Below are 20,402 nucleotides of genomic sequence, written 5' to 3'. Positions count from 1 at the left end.
CATGCGGTCAGTCCGCCGCCGGCCCGTCGCCGCACCCCTCGCGCGCCCCGGCGGAACGTGCGGTTCACCGGCGCTTCCGGCGCGCGGGGCCGCGGGGCGCCCCGAGGGGCACCCTGGGCGTCGAGCACTTGTCGGGTGAGAGACAATGAAGGCTCTGTCAGGGCGGGTTGCATGAGGGGACGCATGTCGGAGGCGGAGCGGGCGGGGACATCCCGTCAGGACAAGAGCGCACGTCTCCTCGCCGGGCGGTACCGGCTGGGAGACGTGCTCGGCCGCGGCGGCATGGGGACGGTGTGGCGGGCCGAGGACGAGACCCTCGGGCGCACGGTCGCCGTCAAGGAGCTGCGGTTCCCGGGGAACATCGACGAGGAGGAGAAGCGGCGCCTGATCACGCGCACCCTGCGCGAGGCCAAGGCGATCGCGCGGATCCGCAACAACAGCGCCGTGACGGTCTTCGACGTCGTCGACGAGGACGACCGGCCGTGGATCGTGATGGAGCTCGTCGAGGGCAAGTCGCTCGCCGAGGTCATCCGCGAGGACGGCCTGCTGGAGCCCCGGCGCGCCGCGGAGGTCGGCCTCGCCGTCCTCGACGTGCTGCGCTCCGCACACCGCGAGGGCATCCTGCACCGCGACGTGAAGCCGTCGAACGTGCTGATCGCCGAGGACGGCCGCGTCGTGCTCACCGACTTCGGCATCGCCCAGGTCGAGGGCGACCCGTCCATCACCTCCACCGGCATGCTCGTCGGCGCGCCCTCCTACATCTCCCCCGAGCGGGCCCGCGGCCACAAGCCGGGACCGGCCGCCGACCTGTGGTCGCTGGGCGGACTGCTGTACGCGGCCGTGGAGGGAACGCCGCCCTACGACCGCGGCTCCGCGATCGCGACGCTCACGGCGGTCATGACCGAGCCGCTGGAGGAGCCGAAGAACGCGGGGCCGTTGCGGGACGTCATCCACGGGCTGCTCACCAAGGACCCCGCCAAACGGCTCGACGACGCGGGCGCCCGCGCGATGCTCAACGCGGTCGTCCACGCGCCCGGCGGCCACGCGGCCGAGTCGGAGCCCGTGGACGCCACCAAGGTCGTGCCGCTTCCGGCCCAGCCGGACGAGGGTGCGCGCCGGGGCGGTTCGGCGGGCCCCGGGAGCAAGCGGAGCGAGGAGGCCGGGGAGCGGCTGCGCGGGGCGCTGCGTTCCGTGCGGAAGGCCGCCGCCGGCACGGCCGGGGCCGCGTCGGGCACCGCCGCAACGACCGAGGCGACCGCCGCGTCCCCGTCGGCGGCGGGACCCGCGACGGGCTCCGCCGGGCAGGCGGCGAACGCCCGGGCGGCCGGCCGGAGTTCCGGCTGGCCCGTCATGCCGCCGCCGGACCTGCCGCCCAGGCCGGCGCCCCGGGCGCCGCTCACCGACGTGGTGCCGCGCCGGACGCTGGTGGTCATCGCGGTCGTCGTGGCGCTCGCCGTGCTCGGCACCGTGCTGGCCCTCGCCCTCGGCGGCGACGACGAGAACGGCGCGAAGGGCGGCGGCGACAAGGCGGTCGCCACCGCCACCGCGAGCGGCGACACCAAGCAGGACGAGAACGGCGGAGCGCGGACGGACGGATCCGCGCAGGGCACCGCGACGACGGACCCGGCCTCCTCGGACGCCCCGGGCTCCGGTGCGACCGCCTCCGACGGCACCGAGGACGGGCCGGACGGCTCCGGGCAGAGCGACGACGACGGCGCGGCCGGCACCCACCAGGGCGACCAGGGATACGCGATCGGACTGCCCAAGGGCTGGAAGTACCGGTCGACGGGCGCCGCGGGGGACCGGTTCACCGGGCCGGACGGGCAGAAGCTGCTCGTCGCCTGGACGTCCACCCCCAAGGGCGACCCGGTCGCGGACTGGAAGAACCAGGAGCGGTACATGGTGCGCGCCCAGTACCAGAGGATCCGCATCGAGAAGGTGGACTACCGCGGCTGGAACGCGGCCGACTGGGAGTTCACCTACTCGGACGGCGGCACCAAGTACCGCACCGTCGACCGGGGGTTCGTCGTGAACGACCACCTCGGATACGCGCTGATGTACACCGCGAAGGCCGCCGAGTGGGGCGGCGACCTGCGCAAGGACACGTGGCGGACGCTGACGAAGACGTTCGAGCCCAAGTCCTGAGCCGACAGGTCCCGGGTTTGACCGGCCCGAGATCTGGCATCCCCTCTTTGTGGGTTGCCTCCGGCACGTATCGTGAGTGCTTGCGGACCGTACGCAGCCGGAACGGGCCGCGGGGCGAACGGAATTGACCGACGGGCTGCCGGGGGTGGCGACGTGGACGACTATGCGGGACGGGTACTCGCCGACCGCTACCGCCTGCCCCTGCCGCCCTCGGACGAGTACGAACTCACCGAGACCCGCGCCTTCGACACCTACAGCGGGCAGGAAGTCCTGATCAGGCAGGTTCCGCTGCCCGAGGTCGTCGAGGCCGAGGTGCTCGACGCGGAAGGGCTGCCCGAAGGCTTCACGGCCCGCGACGGCGGCGTCCGGCGCCCCGCCCAGCGGTCGTCGGCGTCGCGCACGGGCCCGCGTCGGCCGGCCGATCCGGTGGTCCGGCGTGCCGTCGAGGCCGCGCAGGCCGCGGCCAGGATCCCCGACCACCCGAGGCTCGACCAGGTCTTCGACGTGTTCGCCGAGGGCGGCTCGCTGTGGGTCGTCAGCGAACTGGTGTCGGCCAGGCCGCTCGCGGCGCTGCTCGCCGAGCAGCCGCTGACGCCGTACCGGGCGGCCGAGGTCGCCTCCGACGTCCTCACGGCTCTGCGGATCCTGCACGGCCACGGCTGGGTGCACCGGAACATCACCGCGCGCACGGTGCTCGTCTGCGACGACGGCCGCGTGATGCTGACCGGCCTGGCGGTCGGGGCGGCCGAGGAGGCGCTGTGCGGGTACGACCCGGTACCCGCGCCCGAGGGGGAGGACGACGCGGCCGGCGCCGCGGGCTTCGCCGAGCACGGTGCTCCGGCGGGGGAGCCCGTTACCGGCGGTGCCGATCCGGAGGCGGCCCGGCGAGCCGCGATCCAGGCACGGGCGGCGGGCGGCCTGCCTGCGCCGGGAACCGGGGGGACGGGCGGAGCCTCGGCCGGACTCGCCCCCACGTCGCTCGACACCAGCGGGGACATCCGCGCGGCCCGGGCCGGCGCAATCGCCGCGTACCGCGCGGGAGCCCGCGCGGCGGCCCGGGTCCAGGAGGCGCAGAACGGCCGCGCCACCCTGCCCGGCGCCCGCCCCGCACCCGGCGACGGCCCCGCGGCCCAGGGCAACACCTCCGCGGCCCTGCCGGGCGCCCGCACGGGCCCCGACGGCGGCCCCGCCCCCCGCGCCAACGGCCTCGCCCCGCACGGCAGCGGCCCCGAGGCGCCGCCCGGTGGCCGCCCGGCACCCGGCGAAGGTCCCGGCGCCCATGCGGCCCACGCGGGCGGGCAGGGCACGGCACAAGCCGCTCCGCCGGGGCAGATCGCCGATCCCTACGGCGTGCGCGCCGCCTCCTGGCACGGCGCCACGCCCCGCGCGGGCGGCGGCACCCCGACCCCGTCCGCGGTCCCCGCCCGGGCGGGCGACCGGGCCCTGCCCACCGCGCCCGTTCCCACGCCCAGGGCCGACGTCCCCGCCGCATCCACCGGCCGCTGGGACGACCTGGTCGCGCACAGCCCCGCCCGCCGCGGCCCGGCCACCGCACTCGCCGCCGAGCGGGCCCGGCAGGCGCGGATGGCCGTGATCGGACCCGTGACCGAGCGCTGGGCGCCGGAGCAGGCCGGCCCGGTGCACGAGAACTGGCAGCTCGCGCCGCCCATCGGACCCGCGACCGACCTGTGGGCGCTCGGCGCGCTGCTCTTCAGGGCCGTACAGGGCCACGCGCCCTACCCGGAGGAGTCCACCGCCGAGCTGGTGCAGATCGTGTGCGCGGAGCCGCCGGCCTTCGCCGAGGAGTGCGGGCCGCTGCGCCCGGTCGTGGAGTCGCTGCTGCGTCAGGACCCCACCGAACGCATCGACTTCGAGGAACTGCGCGGCTGGCTGCGCTCACTGGTGCGCTCGGCACCCGAGCCGGAGGCCGGCCTGCACGTCGTCCCCGCCCCGCCCGCCGACACGAGCCGGCTGCCGATCGTACGCCGCCGCGGCGAGCTGGTGCGCAAACGGCGTGCCCAGCTGCCCGCGCACCACGGGCGGCACAAGCGGGCCAGACAGCAGGAGCGTTCCCCGCGCAGCCTCGGCCGGCTCCTGCTCGTGCTGATACTGCTCGCCCTGGCCGGGGCGATCGCGTACGCCATGCTCTTCATGCCGAAGAGCGACACGAGCGGCGCGGACGGCCCGGACCGCACGGGTGCCGTCGGTGAGGCGAGCCAGGCACCGCCCGCGCGGTCACCGGACGCCGGCCGCGAACCCCGGCCGGAGGGCACCTCCCCGACGGACGACACCGGCCCCACCGAGTCCGCCGGTTCGGCCGAGACGCAGACCACCGGCCCCGAGGTCGCCGACGGCTTCGCCCTGCGCAAGGACCCGGAGGGATTCCGCGTCGCCGTCGCCGAGGGCTGGGACCGCACGCCGCGCAACGGGCGCGGTCAGGTGGTGTACGCCAAGGGCGACTTCGAGCTCATCGTGGTCCCCGGCCGGGACGGCTCGGACGAGTACGGCGGCGACCCCATGGCCTACCAGCGGGATTCCGAACGCGAGTTGGAGCCGTACCGCGCGTCGAGCTGGGCCACCTCCAGCGGGCTGAAGACCATCGAGGTGGGCGGACGGACCATGGCGGAGGGGCAGTTCACCTGGACCGGCGAGGACGGGGGCGAACTGTACGTGCGCAACCTCGCCATGCTGATCGACGGCCGCTACCACGTCGTGCAGGTGCGCGGACCGGAGGCGGAGCGGGACGAGGTGACCCGGCTGTACGACCAGGCGTCGGCGACGTACCAGTACACCGGCTGACGAATCCGTACAGACATCACCGTGGTTGCCTCCCGTCACGGGAAGCGACAACCGTCACAGAGCGGTCTCCAGGGTGCCCCACCGGTTCCCCGGAGGGGGGCCGGTCCCTAGTCTGGCCCTGACAAGACCATTGCGGGGCAACGTGAATCAGATGCAGGGCCGGCTCGTCGCGAGCCGCTACCGGCTCGGCGAGTCCATCGGCAGTGGCGGCATGGGCCGGGTGTGGCGCGCCCACGACGAGGTGCTGCACCGGTCCGTCGCCATCAAGGAGTTGACCGCCGCGCACTACGTCTCCGAGAGCGACCGGGCGATACTGCTCGCGCGCACCCGGGGTGAGGCGCGCGCCGCGGCGCGGATCAACCACTCGGCCGTCGTCACCGTGCACGACGTGCTCGAACACGACGGCCGGCCGTGGATCGTGATGGAGCTGGTCGAGGGCCGCTCGCTGGCCGACGCGGTCAGGGACGAGGAGCGCGTCGAACCGCGGGAGGCGGCGCGCATCGGCCTGTGGGTGCTGCGCGCCCTGCGTGCCGCGCACACCGCGGGCGTCCTGCACCGCGACGTCAAGCCGGGCAACGTCCTGCTCTCCCACGACGGGCGCGTCCTGCTCACCGACTTCGGCATCGCGCAGATCGAGGGCGACAGCACCATCACGAGGACGGGCGAGGTCGTCGGCTCGGTCGACTACCTGGCGCCCGAGCGAGTCCGCGGCCACGACCCGGGACCCGCCTCCGACCTGTGGGCGCTGGGCGCGACGCTCTACACGGCGGTGGAGGGCAGGTCGCCGTTCCGCCGCACGTCACCGCTGTCCACCATGCAGGCGGTCGTCGAGGAGGAGGCGCCCGAGCCGCGGTACGCCGGTCCGCTCGGGCCCGTCATCAGCGCCCTGCTGCGCAAGGATCCGGCCACCCGCCCCGACGTGACCGAGACGGAGCAGATGCTCGCCGAGGCGGCCGAGGGACGGCGGCCGGACGCGGCCCAGGCGTACGTGCCCACGCAGCACTCGGGCGCCGGCCGGCCGGCCGGTCCGGTCGACCAGCGTCCGCCGGCCACGTCGACGCCGTATCCGCCGGCGACCGGGCCGACGGCCGTGGGGCCCACGGCGATGGGGCCGGCGGCGGGGTCCATGACGACCGGCGCGACGGCGCCGGGGTACGCCCCGGCCGGTCCCACGGGCAGCGCCCCCGTACGCCCCCGGCGCCGCCGCCTGCGCACCCTCGCCCTGGTGGTCGCCGTCGCCGCCCTCGTCGGCGCAGGCACCGCGGTGCTGCTGCGGGCGTCGGACGAGGGCCGGGGCGCGGAGCACAACGCCGCGACCCGGACGCCGACCCCGGCCCCGACGCCCACGGCGACGGCCGGCAAGGACCCCGCGGACTCGGTCCCGGACGGCTGGGTCCGCCACGACGACCCGCTGGGTTTCAGCCTGTCCCTGCCCGAGGGCTGGGAGAGGCAGGAGCTCGACGCGGACGGCGACCTCCAGCAGATCGACTACACCCCCGACGGCGGCGAGCACTTCATCCGCATAGCCGTGGACACCGCGCCCGACTTCGACGACCCGTACGCACACCAGCTCGACCTGGAACAGCAGCTCCAACGGCTGGTCGACTACCGGCGGCTGACGCTGGAGCGCACCACCTACCGCGACCGGGACAGCGCCCGGTGGGAGTACACCTGGACCGCCCTGGCGAAGGACACCCAATTCCCCGGACCACGGCGTGCCGTGGAGGAGATGTACATGTCGCGGGACGGCGTCGAGTACGCCATCTACATGTCCTCACCCGCGCAGGACTGGGCGACCACGCGCGAACAGTTCGGGTCCGTACTGCGGAGCTGGCAGGAGAGGACCGCCTGAGCCGGGCCGTACGGGCGCCTGTTGTCGGCCACCCGCGTCACAGCAGCCCGGAGCGGGTGGGTCCGTTGGGGCATCATGGTGCGCATGGTGACCGAGGAGGCGGGCGGGCGTGTCATCGCGGGCCGTTACCGGCTTCAGGCGCGGCTCGGACGCGGCGGCATGGGCATCGTGTGGCGGGCGACCGACGAACTGCTCGGCCGGCAGGTCGCCGTCAAGGCGCTCCCCCTCGACGAGAGCCTCTCCGCCGCCGAGGCGCGACGGCGTCGCGAGCGCACCCTGCGCGAGGCCCGGGCCGTCGCACAGCTCCGTCACCCGCACGTCATCGTCGTGCACGACGTCGTCGAGGACGACGAACGCGCGTACATGGTCATGGAACTGGTCGACGGCGGTTCCCTCGCCGACCGCGTCAACGCGCACGGCCCGGTCGACGCGGCGGAGGCCGCCCGGATCGGCGTCGCGCTGCTCGGCGCCCTGCGCACCGCGCACGCGGCCGGGATCCTGCACCGGGACGTGAAACCGTCGAACGTGCTGGTCGCCGAGGACGGCCGGGTCGTGCTCACCGACTTCGGCGTCGCCCAGGTCGCGGGCGCCACCACACTCACCGAGACCGGCTCCTTCGTCGGCTCGCCCGAGTACACCGCCCCCGAGCGGATGTCCGGTGCCGGGACCGGGCCGGAGTCCGACCTGTGGTCGCTGGGCGTGCTGCTGTGCGCGATCCTCAGCGGCGCGTCGCCGTTCCACCGCGACTCGCTCGGCGGCGTCCTGCACGCCGTGGTCTCGGAGGAGATCCACCCGCCCGCGCAGGCCGGGCCGATCCTGCCCGTCGTACGGGGCCTGCTCGAACGCGATCCCGTCCGCCGGATGGACGCGACGGAGGCGGAACGCATGCTGCGGGCCTTCCTCGCCACGGGCCGGACGCCCGTGCCGCAGCGCACCGGTGAGCGCCGGTACACCACGCGGGGCGTGCTCATGGCGGTGTTACTGGTCGCCGCGGCGGCGGGGGCCGGCATCTCCGCGGCGGCGCTGCTCGCGGAGGGGAACGGCGAGGGGGACGGCAAGCCGACGAGCACGGCGCCCGAGACACCCACGACCACCGCCCCGTCCTCCCCCGCCGTTTCCCCCTCCGCCTCCCCGCCCTCCTCCGCGGTCCCCGGCGCGACGGTCACCGTGACCCGCCCGGCGTCTCCGGCGGCCCCGGCGACTTCCACGGCACCTCGAACACACCCAAACGGGAGATAAGCGGCGGTGCGGGTCACGGGTCTGTGACCACGGGGCACACGCGGTGGATCCCGAAGTCCCGGGCGCGATATGCATGACCCCATGAGCAACAACGGGGGAGCCCGCAACGGGCCGGACGAACCGACGAGTTTTGGTCTGCAACCGCCGAACCCGAACCCGCCCAACGCCGTGCCGCATCCCGGCAACCCGTACGCGGCGCCGACCCAGGTCGTGCCGCCGCAGTCCCCGCCGCACGCACACGTCCCGGCCCCGTCCCCGGCCCCACAGCCGCACGCCACGTCACCGTTGGCATCCGCGACGGACCCGGGTGCGGGGCGGCTCATCGCCGGCCGCTACCGGCTGCTCGCCAAGCTCGGGCACGGCGGCATGGGGACGGTGTGGCGCGCGAAGGACGAGACGGTGGACCGCGAGGTCGCCGTCAAGGAACCCCGCGTCCCCGACCACCTTCCCGAACGTGAACGGGACAACGCCTTCGAGCGGATGCGGCGCGAGGCCCGCGCCGCGGCCCGCCTCGACCACCCCTCGGTGGTCAGCGTGCACGACGTGGCGGTGGTGGACGGCCGGCCGTGGATCGTCATGGAGCTGGTGCGGGGCCGCTCGCTGGGCGACGCGCTCCAGGAGGGCACCCTGAGCGCCCGCGAGGCCGCGCGCATCGGTCTGGAGGTGCTCGGCGCGCTGGAGGCCGCGCACGCCGCCGGCATCCTGCACCGGGACGTGAAGCCCGACAACGTGCTGCTCGGCCGGCACGACCGGGTCGTCCTCACCGACTTCGGCATCGCCCAGATCGAGGGCGAGACCAACCTGACCGACACCGGCGGCTTCGTCGGCTCGCCCGAGTACATCGCGCCGGAACGGGTGCTGGGCCAGCGCCCCGGCCCCGCGAGCGACCTGTGGTCGCTGGGCGTGGTGCTGTACGCGGCGACGGAGGGCGTCTCGCCGTTCCGTCGCAGCAACACGCCCGCCACGCTCCAGTCGGTGCTCAACGCCACGCCCGCGGCGCCCGCCTCCGCGCAGGGCCCGCTGGCGGAGGTCATCACCGGCCTGCTGGACAAGGACCCGGCCCGCCGCCCGAACGCCGCCCGGGTGCGCGCCCTGCTGGACGCCGCGGCCAACCCGCCCGCCCCGCAGCCCACGCAGGTGGTCCAGGTGGCCGGGCCGGGCCGGGGCGGCGTCAGGCTCGGCCGCAAGGCGTGGATCGGCCTCGGCGCGGCGGTCGTCGCCGCGGCGGTGGCGGCGTACCTGGTGATCACGGACCCGTTCGCGGGACCGTTGCCGGACGGGTGGAAGCAGCACGAACTCGCCGGGAAGATCGGGGTGGGCGTCGGCGTGCCGGCCACGTTCGTCAAGCAGCCGCACCCCGACGACTGGGACGGCACCAACGAGACGTTCACCGACCCGAGCGGCGCGGTGACGGTCTACGTGGACCGCGACATCAAGAAGGACGACGAGGCGAACGAGATCCCCGAGTCCGCGACGGCCCAGGCCTGGGCGGACTGGGACGTGCTCAAGGACGGCGAGTACTCCTGGAACTTCGCCGACAAGCCCGCGCCCGAGGGCGAGCCCAAGGAGACCAAGTACAAGGACCGCAAGGCCGCCGAGAACACCATCACCTACACCACCGCGGACACCCAGAACCCCCGCGAGCGCGAGTTCCGGATCCTCTACTACCGCGCCGGCAACGGTGACATGTACCGGCTCTGGATCGACTACCCGGGCAAGGGCTACTTCGCCGACGAGGGACGCGAGATCGCCCGGACGGTGATCGGCAGCTGGGAGGTCGACCGGCTCTGAGCGCGTCGACAAGCGGGCGTCCCGCACGGTACTCATGGGGCATGAGCGACGGCGGGGACGGCAGGGGCTCTGAAGGTCGGCTGGTCGGCGGGAGGTACCGCCTGATCGAGCGCATCGGCTCGGGCGGCATGGGGACCGTGTGGCGGGCGCTCGACGAACGCGTGGAGCGTGAAGTCGCCGTCAAGGAGCCGCGGTTGCCGGGCGGGCCGGGCGACGAGAGTCACCGGCGGGCCGCCCACCGGCTCTACCGGGAGGCCCGCGCCGCCGCCCGCGTCGACCACCCGGCCGCGGTCTCCATCCACGACGTCGTCGTGGAGGAGCCCGGCCTCCAGGGGACGACCGGCCCCGACGGATCGCCGGCGCCACCCGGGCCGGACGGGCTGCCGTGGATCGTCATGGAGCTGGTCCGCGGCGAATCCCTGCACGACAGGCTCCGGCGCGGCCCGCTGCCGGCCGCCGAGGCCGCCGGGATCGGCCGCGCCGTCCTCGGCGCGCTGCGCGCGGCCCACGCCGTGGGGATCGTCCACCGGGACGTGAAACCGGCCAACGTCCTGCTCGGCCCGCACGGCCGCGTCGTCCTCACCGACTTCGGCATCGCGCATGTCCAGGGCGAGGAATCCCTCACCGTCAGCGGGGAGTTCGTCGGCTCGCTGGAGTTCGTCGCCCCCGAGCGGATGTCGGGCCGCATCGCCGGACCCGCCTCGGACCTGTGGTCCCTGGGCGTCCTGCTGTATGCGGCCGTCGAGGGCTGGTCGCCCTTCCGCCGTACGACGCTGGAGTCCACCCTCGCCGCCGTGCTGGCCGCCGACCCGCCCGAGCCGGTGAACGCCGGGCCGCTCGGGCCGCTGATCGTGGGGCTGTTGGCGAAGGAGCCCGGGCAGCGGCCGTCCGCCGAGGAGGTCGCCAAGGGCCTGGACGGGGCGACCGAGGAGTGGCCGGCGCCGGAGCCCGGGCCGGCGGAGCCGCAACGACCCGACGAGATGCCGGACTCGGCACACGACACGGGCACCGTACGCCTGACGCCCGAGTCCACCCACCCGGGCCCCGACGCGGAGGCACGAAGCGAGGACACACGTCCGCATGCCACCGGCACTGCGGAACGGCCGTCGGATGCGGTCGCCGTCCGGGACGGGGGGTCGGCTGCCGACGTGGCGCCTTTCCGGGACGGGGACTCGCCGCTGGACGTGGCCCCTCTCCGGGACGGGAACTTGCCGCCGGACGCCGCCGCCCCGGAGAAGCCCGGCGCCGCCGCGGGCCCGTCGCCGGAGGGGCGACGGCCGGCCCGGACGGGAGCCGGCCTTCCGCCGCAGGCGCCCCACCGACGGCCCGTAGCGCCTGCTCAGCAGCCCGGCCCCGCCCCTGCCGCTGCAGAGGCTCCCCGTATCGCGCTCCCTCCTGCCGCTGCGGAGGCGCCCCGTACCGCGCCCGCTCCTGTCGCCGCGGAGGCGCCCCGTACCGCGCCGGTCGCGGCGGCCGCGGAGGAGTCCCGTACCGCGTCTGTCCCGGCCGCCGTCGAGGGATCTCGTACCGCGCCCGCTCCTGTCGCCGCGGAGGCGCCCCGTACCGCGCCCGCCCCCGCGGAGGAGTCTCGTACCGCGCCCGCCCCCGCGGAGGCGCCCCGGACCGCGTCCGTCCCGGTCGTGCCTCGTCGGCGGAGGGGCCGTACCGCATCCCTCGTCCTGATCGGCGCGGGGCTGCTCGTCGGTGCCGTGGTGTCCGTCGCTTTCCTCCTCGACGGCGGCGACGGCGGCGACGGCGGGACCGTCACGGACGGGTCGGTCCGCACCACCCCGTCCGCCACTGCCGCTGCCTCCTCCGCCCGGCCCGCGCCCGCCGCCGACGCCTGGGTCGCCCACCGGGAGAAGGACATGGACGCCGTTCTCTCCCTCCCCGGCGAGTACCTCGAGTTCGCCCGGGAGGGCGGCCCCGACGACCAGCCCAGGATCGCGGTCTACGAGGACGGCGACGGATCCGTCCAGGTCCGTCTGACCCAGTGGGACCGGGCCCCCCGCGCCCCGATGGCCCAGGCGCAGGAGGCGCACCGGGGCTGGGACGGCTACATGGGCGACGCGCGGACGCAGTACACCCCGACCGGCCTCCAGGGGTACGAGGCGGTTCTCGCCGACACCACCTACGGCCACGACGGCTCCCCGACCCGCGTCATGGAGCTGATCGTCCTCACCGACGACAGCCGCATGTACGAGCTGCGCGTCGACATGCCCAAGGGCACGCCGGACGAGAAGAAGGGCACCGAGGTGTTCAAGGGAGCGCGTGACCGGCTCCGGATCGGAAAGAATTGACACGGCCGGACCGGCCCGGAGCTTCTTGTACAACGCGCTGATCAGGGCGTTCGTTGCCAGCGATCACTGGCAGTGTGTGAGCACTCGGTGAATCTCGATTACCGACGGGTACACAAAGCTCCCGCCGCGTCATACCCTGCGGCTCATGACGGACGCGCAGGCCCCGGAAAAGACCGGCACGAATCCCCTCGCCCCCGCCCCCGAGGGCGCCCGCACCGCCGCCGACGTGGTGACGCCCGAGCTGGTCGCCCAGCTCACCAAGGGTGTGGTCGGCTCCGGGCGCACGGCCAACCACACCCCGTTCACCGGCGAGAAGCTGGCCGACCTGCCCGAGTCGAAGCCCGAGGACGTGACCAGGGCCTTCGAGCTGGCCCGCACGGCACAGGCGGTGTGGGCGCAGACGCCGGTACGGCAGCGCGCCGCCGTCCTGCTCCGCTTCCACGACCTGGTGCTGGAGCGCCAGGCCGAGGTCCTCGACCTCATCCAGCTGGAGACCGGCAAGGCCCGCCTGCACGCCCACGAGGAGGTGCAGGCCGTCGCCGTCGCCGCCCGGCACTACGGCCGCCGCGCCGCCGCGTACCTGAAGCCGAAGCGGCACATGGGTGCCGTACCGACCCTGACGAAGGTCACCGAACTGCGTCACCCGCGCGGTGTCGTCGGCCAGATCGCCCCCTGGAACTACCCGCTGGAGCTGTCCGTCGGCGACGCGCTCCCGGCGTTCGTCGCGGGCAACGCGGTCGTGATGAAGCCCGACACCGAGACCTGCCTGACCGCCCTGTGGGCGCGTGACCTCCTCGTCGAGGCCGGCCTGCCCGCCGAGGTCTTCCAGGTCGTCCTCGGCGACGGACCGGTCATCGGCCCCGAGGTCGTCAAGCACGCCGACTACGTCTCCTTCACCGGTTCCACCCGTACCGGCCGCGAGGTCGCCCAGGGCGCCGCCGCCCGCCTGGTCGGCGTCTCCCTCGAACTCGGCGGCAAGAACGCCATGCTGGTGCTGGAGGACGCCGACATCGAGAAGGCCGCGGCGGGCGCCGTGCGCGCGTGCTTCTCCTCGGCCGGCCAGCTCTGCATCTCCATCGAGCGGCTCTACGTCCACGAGTCGGTCGCCGACGCCTTCCTGGAGCGCTTCGCCACCCGCACGAAGGCCATGCGCCTCGGCACCTCCCTCGCCTACGGCGCCGACATGGGCTCGCTGGTGGGGGAGCGGCAACTGGAGACGGTCAAGCGGCACGTGGAGGACGCCGTCGAGCGGGGCGCGAAGCTCGTCGCAGGCGGCGTCGCCCGCCCGGACGTCGGCCCGTACTTCTACGAGCCGACCATCCTGGACGGTGTTGTGGCACCGATGGCCGTGTGCACCGAGGAGACCTTCGGCCCGGTCGTCTCCGTCCACCGCTTCAAGACCGAGGACGAGGCGGTCGAGCACGCCAACTCCACGCCGTACGGCCTGAACTCCTCGGTCTGGACGAAGGACGCCCGGCGCGGCCGCGAGATCGCCGCCCGGCTGCGCACCGGCACCGTCAACATCAACGAGGGCTACGCGCCCGCCTACGGCAGCGTCCAGTCCCCGATGGGCGGCATGAAGGACTCCGGCCTCGGTCGCCGGCACGGCTCCGAGGGCATCCTCAAGTACACCGAGGCCCAGACGGTCGCCCACCAGCGGCTGCTGCCGATGGCCCCGTCGCTCGGTATGGACGACGAGCAGTACGCGGCGTTCATGAGCCGGAGCCTGCGCCTGATGAAGGCGTTCCGCTTCCGCTGACCCCCTGACCAACGCCCGTTCTCGACGAGGAGAGCACGTGTCGCAGGAGAAGTATGTCCAGACCCGGGACGAGAACGGGTACGACTACGACGTCCTAGTCGTGGGCTCCGGCTTCGGCGGTTCCGTGTCCGCCCTCCGCCTGACGGAAAAGGGGTACAGGGTCGGTGTCCTGGAAGCGGGCCGCCGCTTCACCCGGGAGTCGCTGCCGAAGAACTCCTGGGACCTGAAGAACTACCTCTGGGCGCCGAAGCTCGGCATGTTCGGCCTCCAGCGCATCCACCTGCTCGGGAATGTCATGGTCCTGGCAGGTGCGGGGGTCGGCGGCGGCTCCCTCAACTACGCCAACACCCTCTACGTACCGCCGAAGCCCTTCTTCGACGACCCCCAGTGGCGCGACATCACCGACTGGCAGGAGGAGCTGGCGCCGTACTACGACCAGGCGCAGCGCATGCTCGGCGTCCGGCTGAACCCGACCATGACCCCGTCCGACGTGCACCTGAAGGCCGCCGCCGAACGGATGGGCGTCGGCGACACCTTCCACATGGCACCGGTCGGTGTCTTCTTCGGCGACGGTCAGGACGCGGACGGAACGGTGAAGGCGAAGCCGGGCGAGCAGGTGCCCGACCCCTACTTCGGCGGCGCGGGCCCGGCCCGCAGGGCCTGCAACGAGTGCGGCGAGTGCATGACCGGCTGCCGCCACGGCGCGAAGAACACCCTCAACGAGAACTACCTGTACCTCGCCGAGAAGGCGGGCGCCGTCGTGCACCCGATGACCACCGTCGTCTCGGTCACGGACGACTCGCGCGGCGGATACGCGATCGCGACGCTCCCCACCGACCGGCGGAAGAAGGGCGCGGGCCGCACCTTCACGGCCCGCCGCGTCGTCCTCGCCGCCGGCACGTACGGCACGCAGACACTGCTGCACCGCATGAAGGCGGGCGGCCAGCTGCCGTACATATCCGACCGGCTCGGCGAGCTGACCCGCACCAACTCCGAGGCCCTGGTCGGCGCCCAGACCGACGACCGCCGCTACCGGAAGCTCACCGGACAGCCGCGGGCCGACTTCACGCGGGGCGTCGCCATCACGTCCTCGATCCATCCCGACGCCAACACCCACATCGAGCCGGTCCGTTACGGCAAGGGCTCCAACTCGATGGGCGGACTGTCGATCCTCCAGGTCCCCTACGCCGGCGAGTCCGGCTCGGGCGCGAGCCGCGTCCTGGGATTCCTGGCCCACGCCGCCAGGCACCCGGCGCTGGTCCTGCGCTCGCTGTCCAACCGCCGCTGGTCGGAGCGCACCATCATCGGCCTGGTGATGCAGTCGGTGGACAACTCCCTGACGACGTATCTGAAGCCGACCGGCGTCGGCAAGGGCCTGCTCACCGCCCGCCAGGGCCACGGCTCGCCCAACCCGAAGCAGATCAAGGCCGCGACCGAGGGCGCCTCCGCGCTCGCCGCCGAGATCAACGGCTTCGCCGGTTCCAACGTCGGCGAGCTGATGGGCACCCCGCTCACCGCCCACTTCCTCGGCGGCTGCCCGATCGGCGCCTCCCGCGAGACCGGCGTGATCGACCCCTACCACCGCCTGTACGGCCACCCCGGCATCTCGGTCGTCGACGGTGCCGCGGTCTCGGCGAACCTCGGCGTGAACCCGTCCCTGACCATCACGGCGCAGGCGGAGCGGGCGATGTCGTACTGGCCGAACAAGGGCGAGGCCGACCCGCGCCCCGAACAGGGAGCGGCGTACGAACGCCTCGGCGCCGTCGAGCCGAAGTCCCCCGCGGTCCCGGCGGAGTCGTTCGGCGCGCTGCGGCTGCCGTTCCTGGGGATCCCGGCGGTGCCGCCGAAGAAGTAGGGAGACGAAGAAGTAGGGAGACGAAGAAGTAGGGAGACGAAGAAGTAGGGAGACGAAGAAGTAGGGAGACCGCAGAAGCGGGAGAGACGGAGAAGGACCTGCGCCCCCCTCCGAGCGCAGGTCCTTCCCCGTCTTGCGTCGAGCCTTGTTCAGCCGACGTCTCCCGCCTTACGCGTCCGCGCCGGCCTTGCGCCGCCGCACCGCGAACACCGCACCGCCACCGACGACGACGGCGAGCCCGCCGGCGAGGCCGATCATGGGCAGCGCGGAGCTGGAACCGGTCTCGGCGAGGCTGCCGGTGACCTGCGGGGTGTTGCCGGACGGCTTCTCGCTGGTGACGGGAGCCTTGCCGCCTTCCTGCGGCTTGGTGCCGTCCGTGTCCGAGCCGGCGGCCACGATCTGGAACTTGTACGCCACGTCACCGAAGCCGAAGCACTCGCTGTCGGCGTCGCCGTAGATCGTCGCGCCGAGCGTGAAGCCGGCGCCGACCGGGGCGCTGGCCTTCACGTTGAGGCGCATCGGGATGTCGACCTCGTAGTCGGGGGCCAGCTCGTCGGTGTAGCCGACGTAGCCGACCGCGTAACCGAACTCGTTGAGGTCCTCCCAGATCTTGTCCTCGGGGTTCCAGGCCTGGAGGCTGACCTGCTTGCTCTCGAACAGGTCCTCGCCGTACTGGTCGGAGGAGGCACCCGCCAGGTACTCCAGGTTCTGGAGCGTGGAGTCGGAGTTGTTGGCCACGTTGAGCGAGAACTTGTGCCAGCCGCTGCCCGCCGCGATCTTGCCCGGCAGACCCGTGATGCTGACGTCGACCTTGGTGTCCTCGCACACGGACGGCTCGGGCTCCGGGGACTCCGTCTCCTCGGGCTCGGAGGTGCTGGGCGCCGGGGACTCGGGCGCCGAGGTGCTGGGCGCCGGGGACTCCGGGGCGGAGGTGCTGGGAGAAGCGCTCGGGGAGTCGCTCGGCGCGGCCGTCGTGGTCTCGCTCGCGGACGCGCTGGGGGACGCCGAATCGGTCGGGGGCGTGCTTTCGGGCGTGGTGGTCTCGCTGGCGGAGCTGCTCGACGGGGACGACGGCGTGTCGCCGGTCGCGTACGCGGCCGGAGCAGCGAGGAGCGCCACCGGTGCAATCACTGCCGTCGCGGCCGCTGCTGCCATGGCGCGGCGAAGCTTCATGAAGACCTCAGGTAGTCCGGCGTACTGCGGGCGCAGTACGTGCGAGTCAGGGAGGCCCCGCGTGTGGGGCGCGGTTGTGGCCCTTGGTTCAGCACGTTTGATCGGTGAAAGCTGTGAATGGTTGTCCCCGCACTCACAGAATTCTTATGTGGCCTACGTCACTTGCCGGACGGCCCGCTACGCCCCCGGAACGAAGCGAAGGGCCCCGCGGGACCTGAGCCGCGGGGCCCTTCTTCAGCCAGCACCGGCGTCAGGGCGGCGCCGGTGCCTGGGGAGCGGCGCCGGGGGGTCGCGCCGCTTGCCTCTGCTGACCGTGCAGTTGTGAGGGGGCCGCGTACAGGGGGACTCGGTGGGCTCCGTACCGCATCGTGCTGGACGGCAGGTGCCTCCGCAACCGTCCGGCCCGGAGTAGGACTTGGGTGTTTTCCGCCGGTCGGCCCCGGGCGTCCCCGGAGCCGACCGTTCTCTTGGTGACCGGGCTGCTGTCCCCTGCCGTCCGGTCACTTACCTGGAGCGAGGTCCCACGACGCACGGCACGATCCGTACGTCTCATCGCTCCAGCGAGCCACGCGTGGTTCTGTTCGGGCCCGCCCCTGGCTGGCACGGACACCGGGACCAACGAAGCGCGTCGGGGCCTGGTCACGGCGCCGTACGGGTGAGAAGGCGCCCGAACTCAGATGCGACCCCGGCACAGCTCCAGCAGCGTCATGGCCAGCGCCGTGCCCGGCTTGCCCAGCGCCTCCCTGAAGTGGCCGAGGACCTCCATCTCGCGGGAAAGGTTCACGCGCCGGCCGCCGGACGTGATCCGCGCCTCCTGGATCACGGCGGAGACGGCCATCCGTTCCTGGATCAGGCCGATGATCCGGTCGTCGAGGGCGTCGATGCGCTCGCGGGCGCCGGTGATCACGTCGGCGGCCTCGGCGGTGTGGGCGCCGGTCTTCTCCTCGGTGGGGATGGTCATGAGGGGCTCCTCTGAAGGCTCGGGGGAGGCGGCCCCGGAGCGACAGGACCCGGGAAACGCCAGGCGCCCCGGACCTTGTCGGCCCGGGGCGCCTGGGAAGTCGCTTGTCAGTTGCTCAAGCAGCACGACCATGGCAGCCGGTGGGCCGGTTGCCATAGGTAAAGAGGAAGGTCGAGTGCGTGAGCATGGGCCCAGTATGCCCTGGAGACGGACGGTGTCCAAGCGGGTTCGCATGGTGAGACGTGGCGAGGGGCCGGAGGGAGGCCGCGGGGGCGACGCCCTGGGCGGGACGTGCCACACGGCCGGCTCGGTAGAATCGGGAAGTACAAGACCCCCGCCCAACCGCCGGAAGGCACCCCGTGTCATCAGCGACTCCCGCTGCCGCCGCCCCCGACACCGTTCTGGTCGTCGACTTCGGCGCGCAGTACGCCCAGCTCATCGCCCGTCGCGTCCGCGAGGCGCGGGTCTACAGCGAGATCGTGCCGAGCACCATGCCGGTCGAGGACATGCTCGCCAAGAACCCGGCGGCCATCATCCTCTCCGGCGGCCCCTCGTCGGTGTACGAGGAGGGTGCCCCGCAGCTCGACCGCGGACTCTTCGAGGCCGGCGTTCCCGTCTTCGGCATGTGCTACGGCTTCCAGCTGATGGCGCAGACCCTCGGCGGCACCGTCGACAACACCGGCGCCCGTGAGTACGGCCGCACCGACCTGCACGTCTCCCGCTCGTCCTCCACCCTCTTCGAGGGCACCCCGGCCGAGCAGGACGTGTGGATGTCGCACGGCGACGCCTGTTCCGCCGCCCCCGAGGGCTTCTCCGTCACGGCCTCCACGGACGTCGTCCCGGTCGCCGCCTTCGAGAACGACGAGAAGAAGCTCTACGGCGTCCAGTACCACCCCGAGGTCATGCACTCCACGCACGGCCAGCAGGTCCTGGAGCACTTCCTGTACCGCGGCGCGGGCCTGGAGCCGAACTGGACGACCGGCAACGTCATCGAGGAGCAGGTCGAGGCGATCCGCGAGCTGGTCGGTGACAAGCGGGCCATCTGCGGCCTGTCCGGCGGTGTGGACTCCGCCGTCGCCGCCGCGCTGGTCCAGAAGGCCATCGGCTCCCAGCTCACCTGCGTCTACGTCGACCACGGCCTGATGCGCAAGGGCGAGACCGAGCAGGTCGAGAAGGACTTCGTCGCCGCGACCGGCGTCCAGCTGAAGGTCGTCGACGCCGAGGAGCGGTTCCTGAAGGCGCTCGCCGGGGTCAGCGACCCCGAGGAGAAGCGCAAGATCATCGGTCGCGAGTTCATCCGCGTCTTCGAGCAGGCGCAGGCCGAGATCATCGCGGACGAGGGCCCGGCCGTCGAGTTCCTGGTCCAGGGCACCCTGTACCCGGACGTCGTCGAGTCCGGCGGCGGCACCGGCACCGCCAACATCAAGTCCCACCACAACGTGGGCGGCCTGCCGGAGGACCTCGAGTTCAAGCTGATCGAGCCGCTGCGCAAGCTGTTCAAGGACGAGGTCCGGATGGTCGGCCAGGAACTGGGCCTGCCGGAGGAGATCGTCCAGCGCCAGCCGTTCCCGGGTCCCGGCCTCGGCATCCGGATCGTCGGCGAGGTCACCAAGGAGCGCCTGGACCTGCTCCGCGAGGCCGACGCCATCGCCCGCGAGGAGCTGACGGCGGCCGGCCTCGACCGCGACATCTGGCAGTGCCCGGTGGTCCTCCTCGCGGACGTGCGGTCCGTGGGCGTCCAGGGCGACGGCCGCACCTACGGCCACCCGATCGTGCTGCGCCCGGTCTCCAGCGAGGACGCGATGACGGCCGACTGGTCGCGGCTGCCGTACGACGTCCTGTCCCGGATCTCCACCCGGATCACCAACGAGGTCAAGGACGTCAACCGGGTCGTCCTCGACGTGACGTCGAAGCCGCCGGGGACGATCGAGTGGGAGTAGTCCCGACGGTCACGTCCGCTTGAGAGTGCGCACCGGCTCTCCGGGCTTCCAGACCTGGACGACGAGATACGCGTCGTCCTCGACGTAGGTCCGTACGACCTCCGTCAGCTCGGTGCGGAAGAGGTGGAACGGCTGCGGCGGTTCCACCTCTTTCACGTACCGGGCCTTCCTCTCCCCGTCCTCGACCTCGATCGCCCGTCCGCTGATCCGCACGTCGCCGCCGCCCATGCCGGTGCCCTCGCCGGGGTTCGCCTGGAGCGCGAAACGCGGGTCGCGGCGCAGGTCCAGCGCCTTGAGCGAACCCGGCATCATGCCGAGCCACAGCTCCCCGTCCAGGAAGCGCACCTCCAGGCCGGTGGTGCGGGGGGAGCCGTCCTTGCGCAGGGTCGCGAGCGTGTGGTGCGTGTACGCGCCGAAGCGCGTCTCGACGGTGGCGGCCAGTTCGGGTTCGGCGGCGGTGAGGGAGGCCCAGTTCGCTGTCATACGGCCAGTGTGGCGGCCATACCCGACAGCTTCTGTCCGGTATTCGGGGTGTGTCTCTTCTTCGCTGATTTACGAAACAGTCCTGCCCCCCAGGGCTGACCGACG

12 protein-coding genes are annotated in these 20,402 nt (G+C 73.3%); 9 read left to right on the top strand and 3 right to left on the bottom strand.

Annotated features, from left to right (window positions below; genetic code table 11):
• The first annotated feature begins 183 nt into the window (after nucleotides 1-183).
• The 8 genes from IE260_RS19335 to IE260_RS19300 all read left to right on the top strand — a co-directional run bounded on the left by IE260_RS19335 (nucleotide 184) and on the right by IE260_RS19300 (nucleotide 15,740).
• Nucleotides 184-2,145 (top strand): serine/threonine-protein kinase, encoded by a 1,962-nt coding sequence (locus tag IE260_RS19335; RefSeq protein ID WP_189873686.1) that lies wholly within the window; start codon nucleotides 184-186, stop codon nucleotides 2,143-2,145.
• A 153-nt stretch (nucleotides 2,146-2,298) separates the two neighbouring features.
• On the top strand, nucleotides 2,299-4,944 hold the full coding sequence (locus IE260_RS19330; RefSeq protein ID WP_189873545.1) for a serine/threonine kinase C-terminal domain-containing protein: 2,646 nt from the start codon (nucleotides 2,299-2,301) through the stop codon (nucleotides 4,942-4,944).
• 151 nt (nucleotides 4,945-5,095) lie between these two features.
• Entirely contained in the window at nucleotides 5,096-6,796 is a 1,701-nt protein-coding gene (locus IE260_RS19325) for a serine/threonine-protein kinase (protein ID WP_189873684.1), read from the top strand.
• Between the two features lie 75 nt (nucleotides 6,797-6,871).
• Nucleotides 6,872-8,035 carry a serine/threonine-protein kinase gene (locus IE260_RS19320; RefSeq protein ID WP_189873543.1) on the top strand — a complete coding sequence of 388 codons (1,164 nt, stop codon included), beginning with the start codon at nucleotides 6,872-6,874 and terminating at the stop codon, nucleotides 8,033-8,035.
• An 81-nt stretch (nucleotides 8,036-8,116) separates the two neighbouring features.
• On the top strand, nucleotides 8,117-9,826 hold the full coding sequence (locus IE260_RS19315; protein WP_189873541.1) for a serine/threonine-protein kinase: 1,710 nt from the start codon (nucleotides 8,117-8,119) through the stop codon (nucleotides 9,824-9,826).
• A gap of 41 nt (nucleotides 9,827-9,867) precedes the next feature.
• Nucleotides 9,868-12,126, top strand: a complete 2,259-nt coding sequence (locus tag IE260_RS43080; RefSeq protein WP_373303363.1) for a serine/threonine-protein kinase — start codon at nucleotides 9,868-9,870, stop codon at nucleotides 12,124-12,126.
• 145 nt (nucleotides 12,127-12,271) lie between these two features.
• Complete coding sequence (locus tag IE260_RS19305) at nucleotides 12,272-13,885, top strand: succinic semialdehyde dehydrogenase (protein ID WP_189873539.1); 1,614 nt, start codon at nucleotides 12,272-12,274, stop codon at nucleotides 13,883-13,885.
• A gap of 37 nt (nucleotides 13,886-13,922) precedes the next feature.
• The gene (locus IE260_RS19300) at nucleotides 13,923-15,740 is read left to right on the top strand and encodes a GMC oxidoreductase (protein ID WP_189873537.1); all 1,818 of its coding nucleotides are present in this window, start codon (nucleotides 13,923-13,925) and stop codon (nucleotides 15,738-15,740) included.
• Nucleotides 15,741-15,908: 168 nt separating this feature from the next.
• Here IE260_RS19300 and IE260_RS19295 read toward each other — a convergent pair whose 3' ends face one another.
• Both IE260_RS19295 and IE260_RS19290 read right to left on the bottom strand, forming a co-directional pair.
• Nucleotides 15,909-16,913 (bottom strand): LAETG motif-containing sortase-dependent surface protein, encoded by a 1,005-nt coding sequence (locus IE260_RS19295; RefSeq protein WP_189873535.1) that lies wholly within the window; start codon nucleotides 16,911-16,913, stop codon nucleotides 15,909-15,911.
• A 673-nt stretch (nucleotides 16,914-17,586) separates the two neighbouring features.
• Entirely contained in the window at nucleotides 17,587-18,006 is a 420-nt protein-coding gene (locus IE260_RS19290; RefSeq protein WP_268254927.1) for a chorismate mutase, read from the bottom strand.
• Between the two features lie 227 nt (nucleotides 18,007-18,233).
• On the opposite strand from IE260_RS19290, the gene guaA reads away from it, so the two are divergent.
• Nucleotides 18,234-19,814 (top strand): glutamine-hydrolyzing GMP synthase, encoded by a 1,581-nt coding sequence (guaA, locus tag IE260_RS19285; protein ID WP_189873531.1) that lies wholly within the window; start codon nucleotides 18,234-18,236, stop codon nucleotides 19,812-19,814.
• A gap of 9 nt (nucleotides 19,815-19,823) precedes the next feature.
• Here the strand turns inward: guaA and IE260_RS19280 are convergent, their stop codons facing one another.
• On the bottom strand, nucleotides 19,824-20,297 hold the full coding sequence (locus IE260_RS19280; RefSeq protein ID WP_189873529.1) for a pyridoxamine 5'-phosphate oxidase family protein: 474 nt from the start codon (nucleotides 20,295-20,297) through the stop codon (nucleotides 19,824-19,826).
• Nucleotides 20,298-20,402 lie beyond the last annotated feature (105 nt).

The organism is Streptomyces viridiviolaceus (assembly GCF_014650995.1).
Classification (GTDB): domain Bacteria; phylum Actinomycetota; class Actinomycetes; order Streptomycetales; family Streptomycetaceae; genus Streptomyces; species Streptomyces viridiviolaceus.
This window is presented reverse-complemented; position numbering and strand designations above follow the sequence as displayed.

Excerpts from the sequence above, each read along its gene's own strand:
- IE260_RS19335 (WP_189873686.1), top strand. The coding sequence starts at position 184 with ATGTCGGAGGCGGAGCGGGCGGGGACATCCCGTCAGGACAAGAGCGCA.
- IE260_RS19325 (WP_189873684.1), top strand. The coding sequence starts at position 5,096 with ATGCAGGGCCGGCTCGTCGCGAGCCGCTACCGGCTCGGCGAGTCCATC.
- IE260_RS19320 (WP_189873543.1), top strand. The coding sequence starts at position 6,872 with ATGGTGCGCATGGTGACCGAGGAGGCGGGCGGGCGTGTCATCGCGGGC.
- IE260_RS19315 (WP_189873541.1), top strand. The coding sequence starts at position 8,117 with ATGAGCAACAACGGGGGAGCCCGCAACGGGCCGGACGAACCGACGAGT.
- IE260_RS43080 (WP_373303363.1), top strand. The coding sequence starts at position 9,868 with ATGAGCGACGGCGGGGACGGCAGGGGCTCTGAAGGTCGGCTGGTCGGC.
- IE260_RS19305 (WP_189873539.1), top strand. The coding sequence starts at position 12,272 with ATGACGGACGCGCAGGCCCCGGAAAAGACCGGCACGAATCCCCTCGCC.
- IE260_RS19295 (WP_189873535.1), bottom strand. The coding sequence starts at position 16,913 with ATGAAGCTTCGCCGCGCCATGGCAGCAGCGGCCGCGACGGCAGTGATT.
- IE260_RS19290 (WP_268254927.1), bottom strand. The coding sequence starts at position 18,006 with ATGGTCGTGCTGCTTGAGCAACTGACAAGCGACTTCCCAGGCGCCCCG.
- IE260_RS19280 (WP_189873529.1), bottom strand. The coding sequence starts at position 20,297 with ATGACAGCGAACTGGGCCTCCCTCACCGCCGCCGAACCCGAACTGGCC.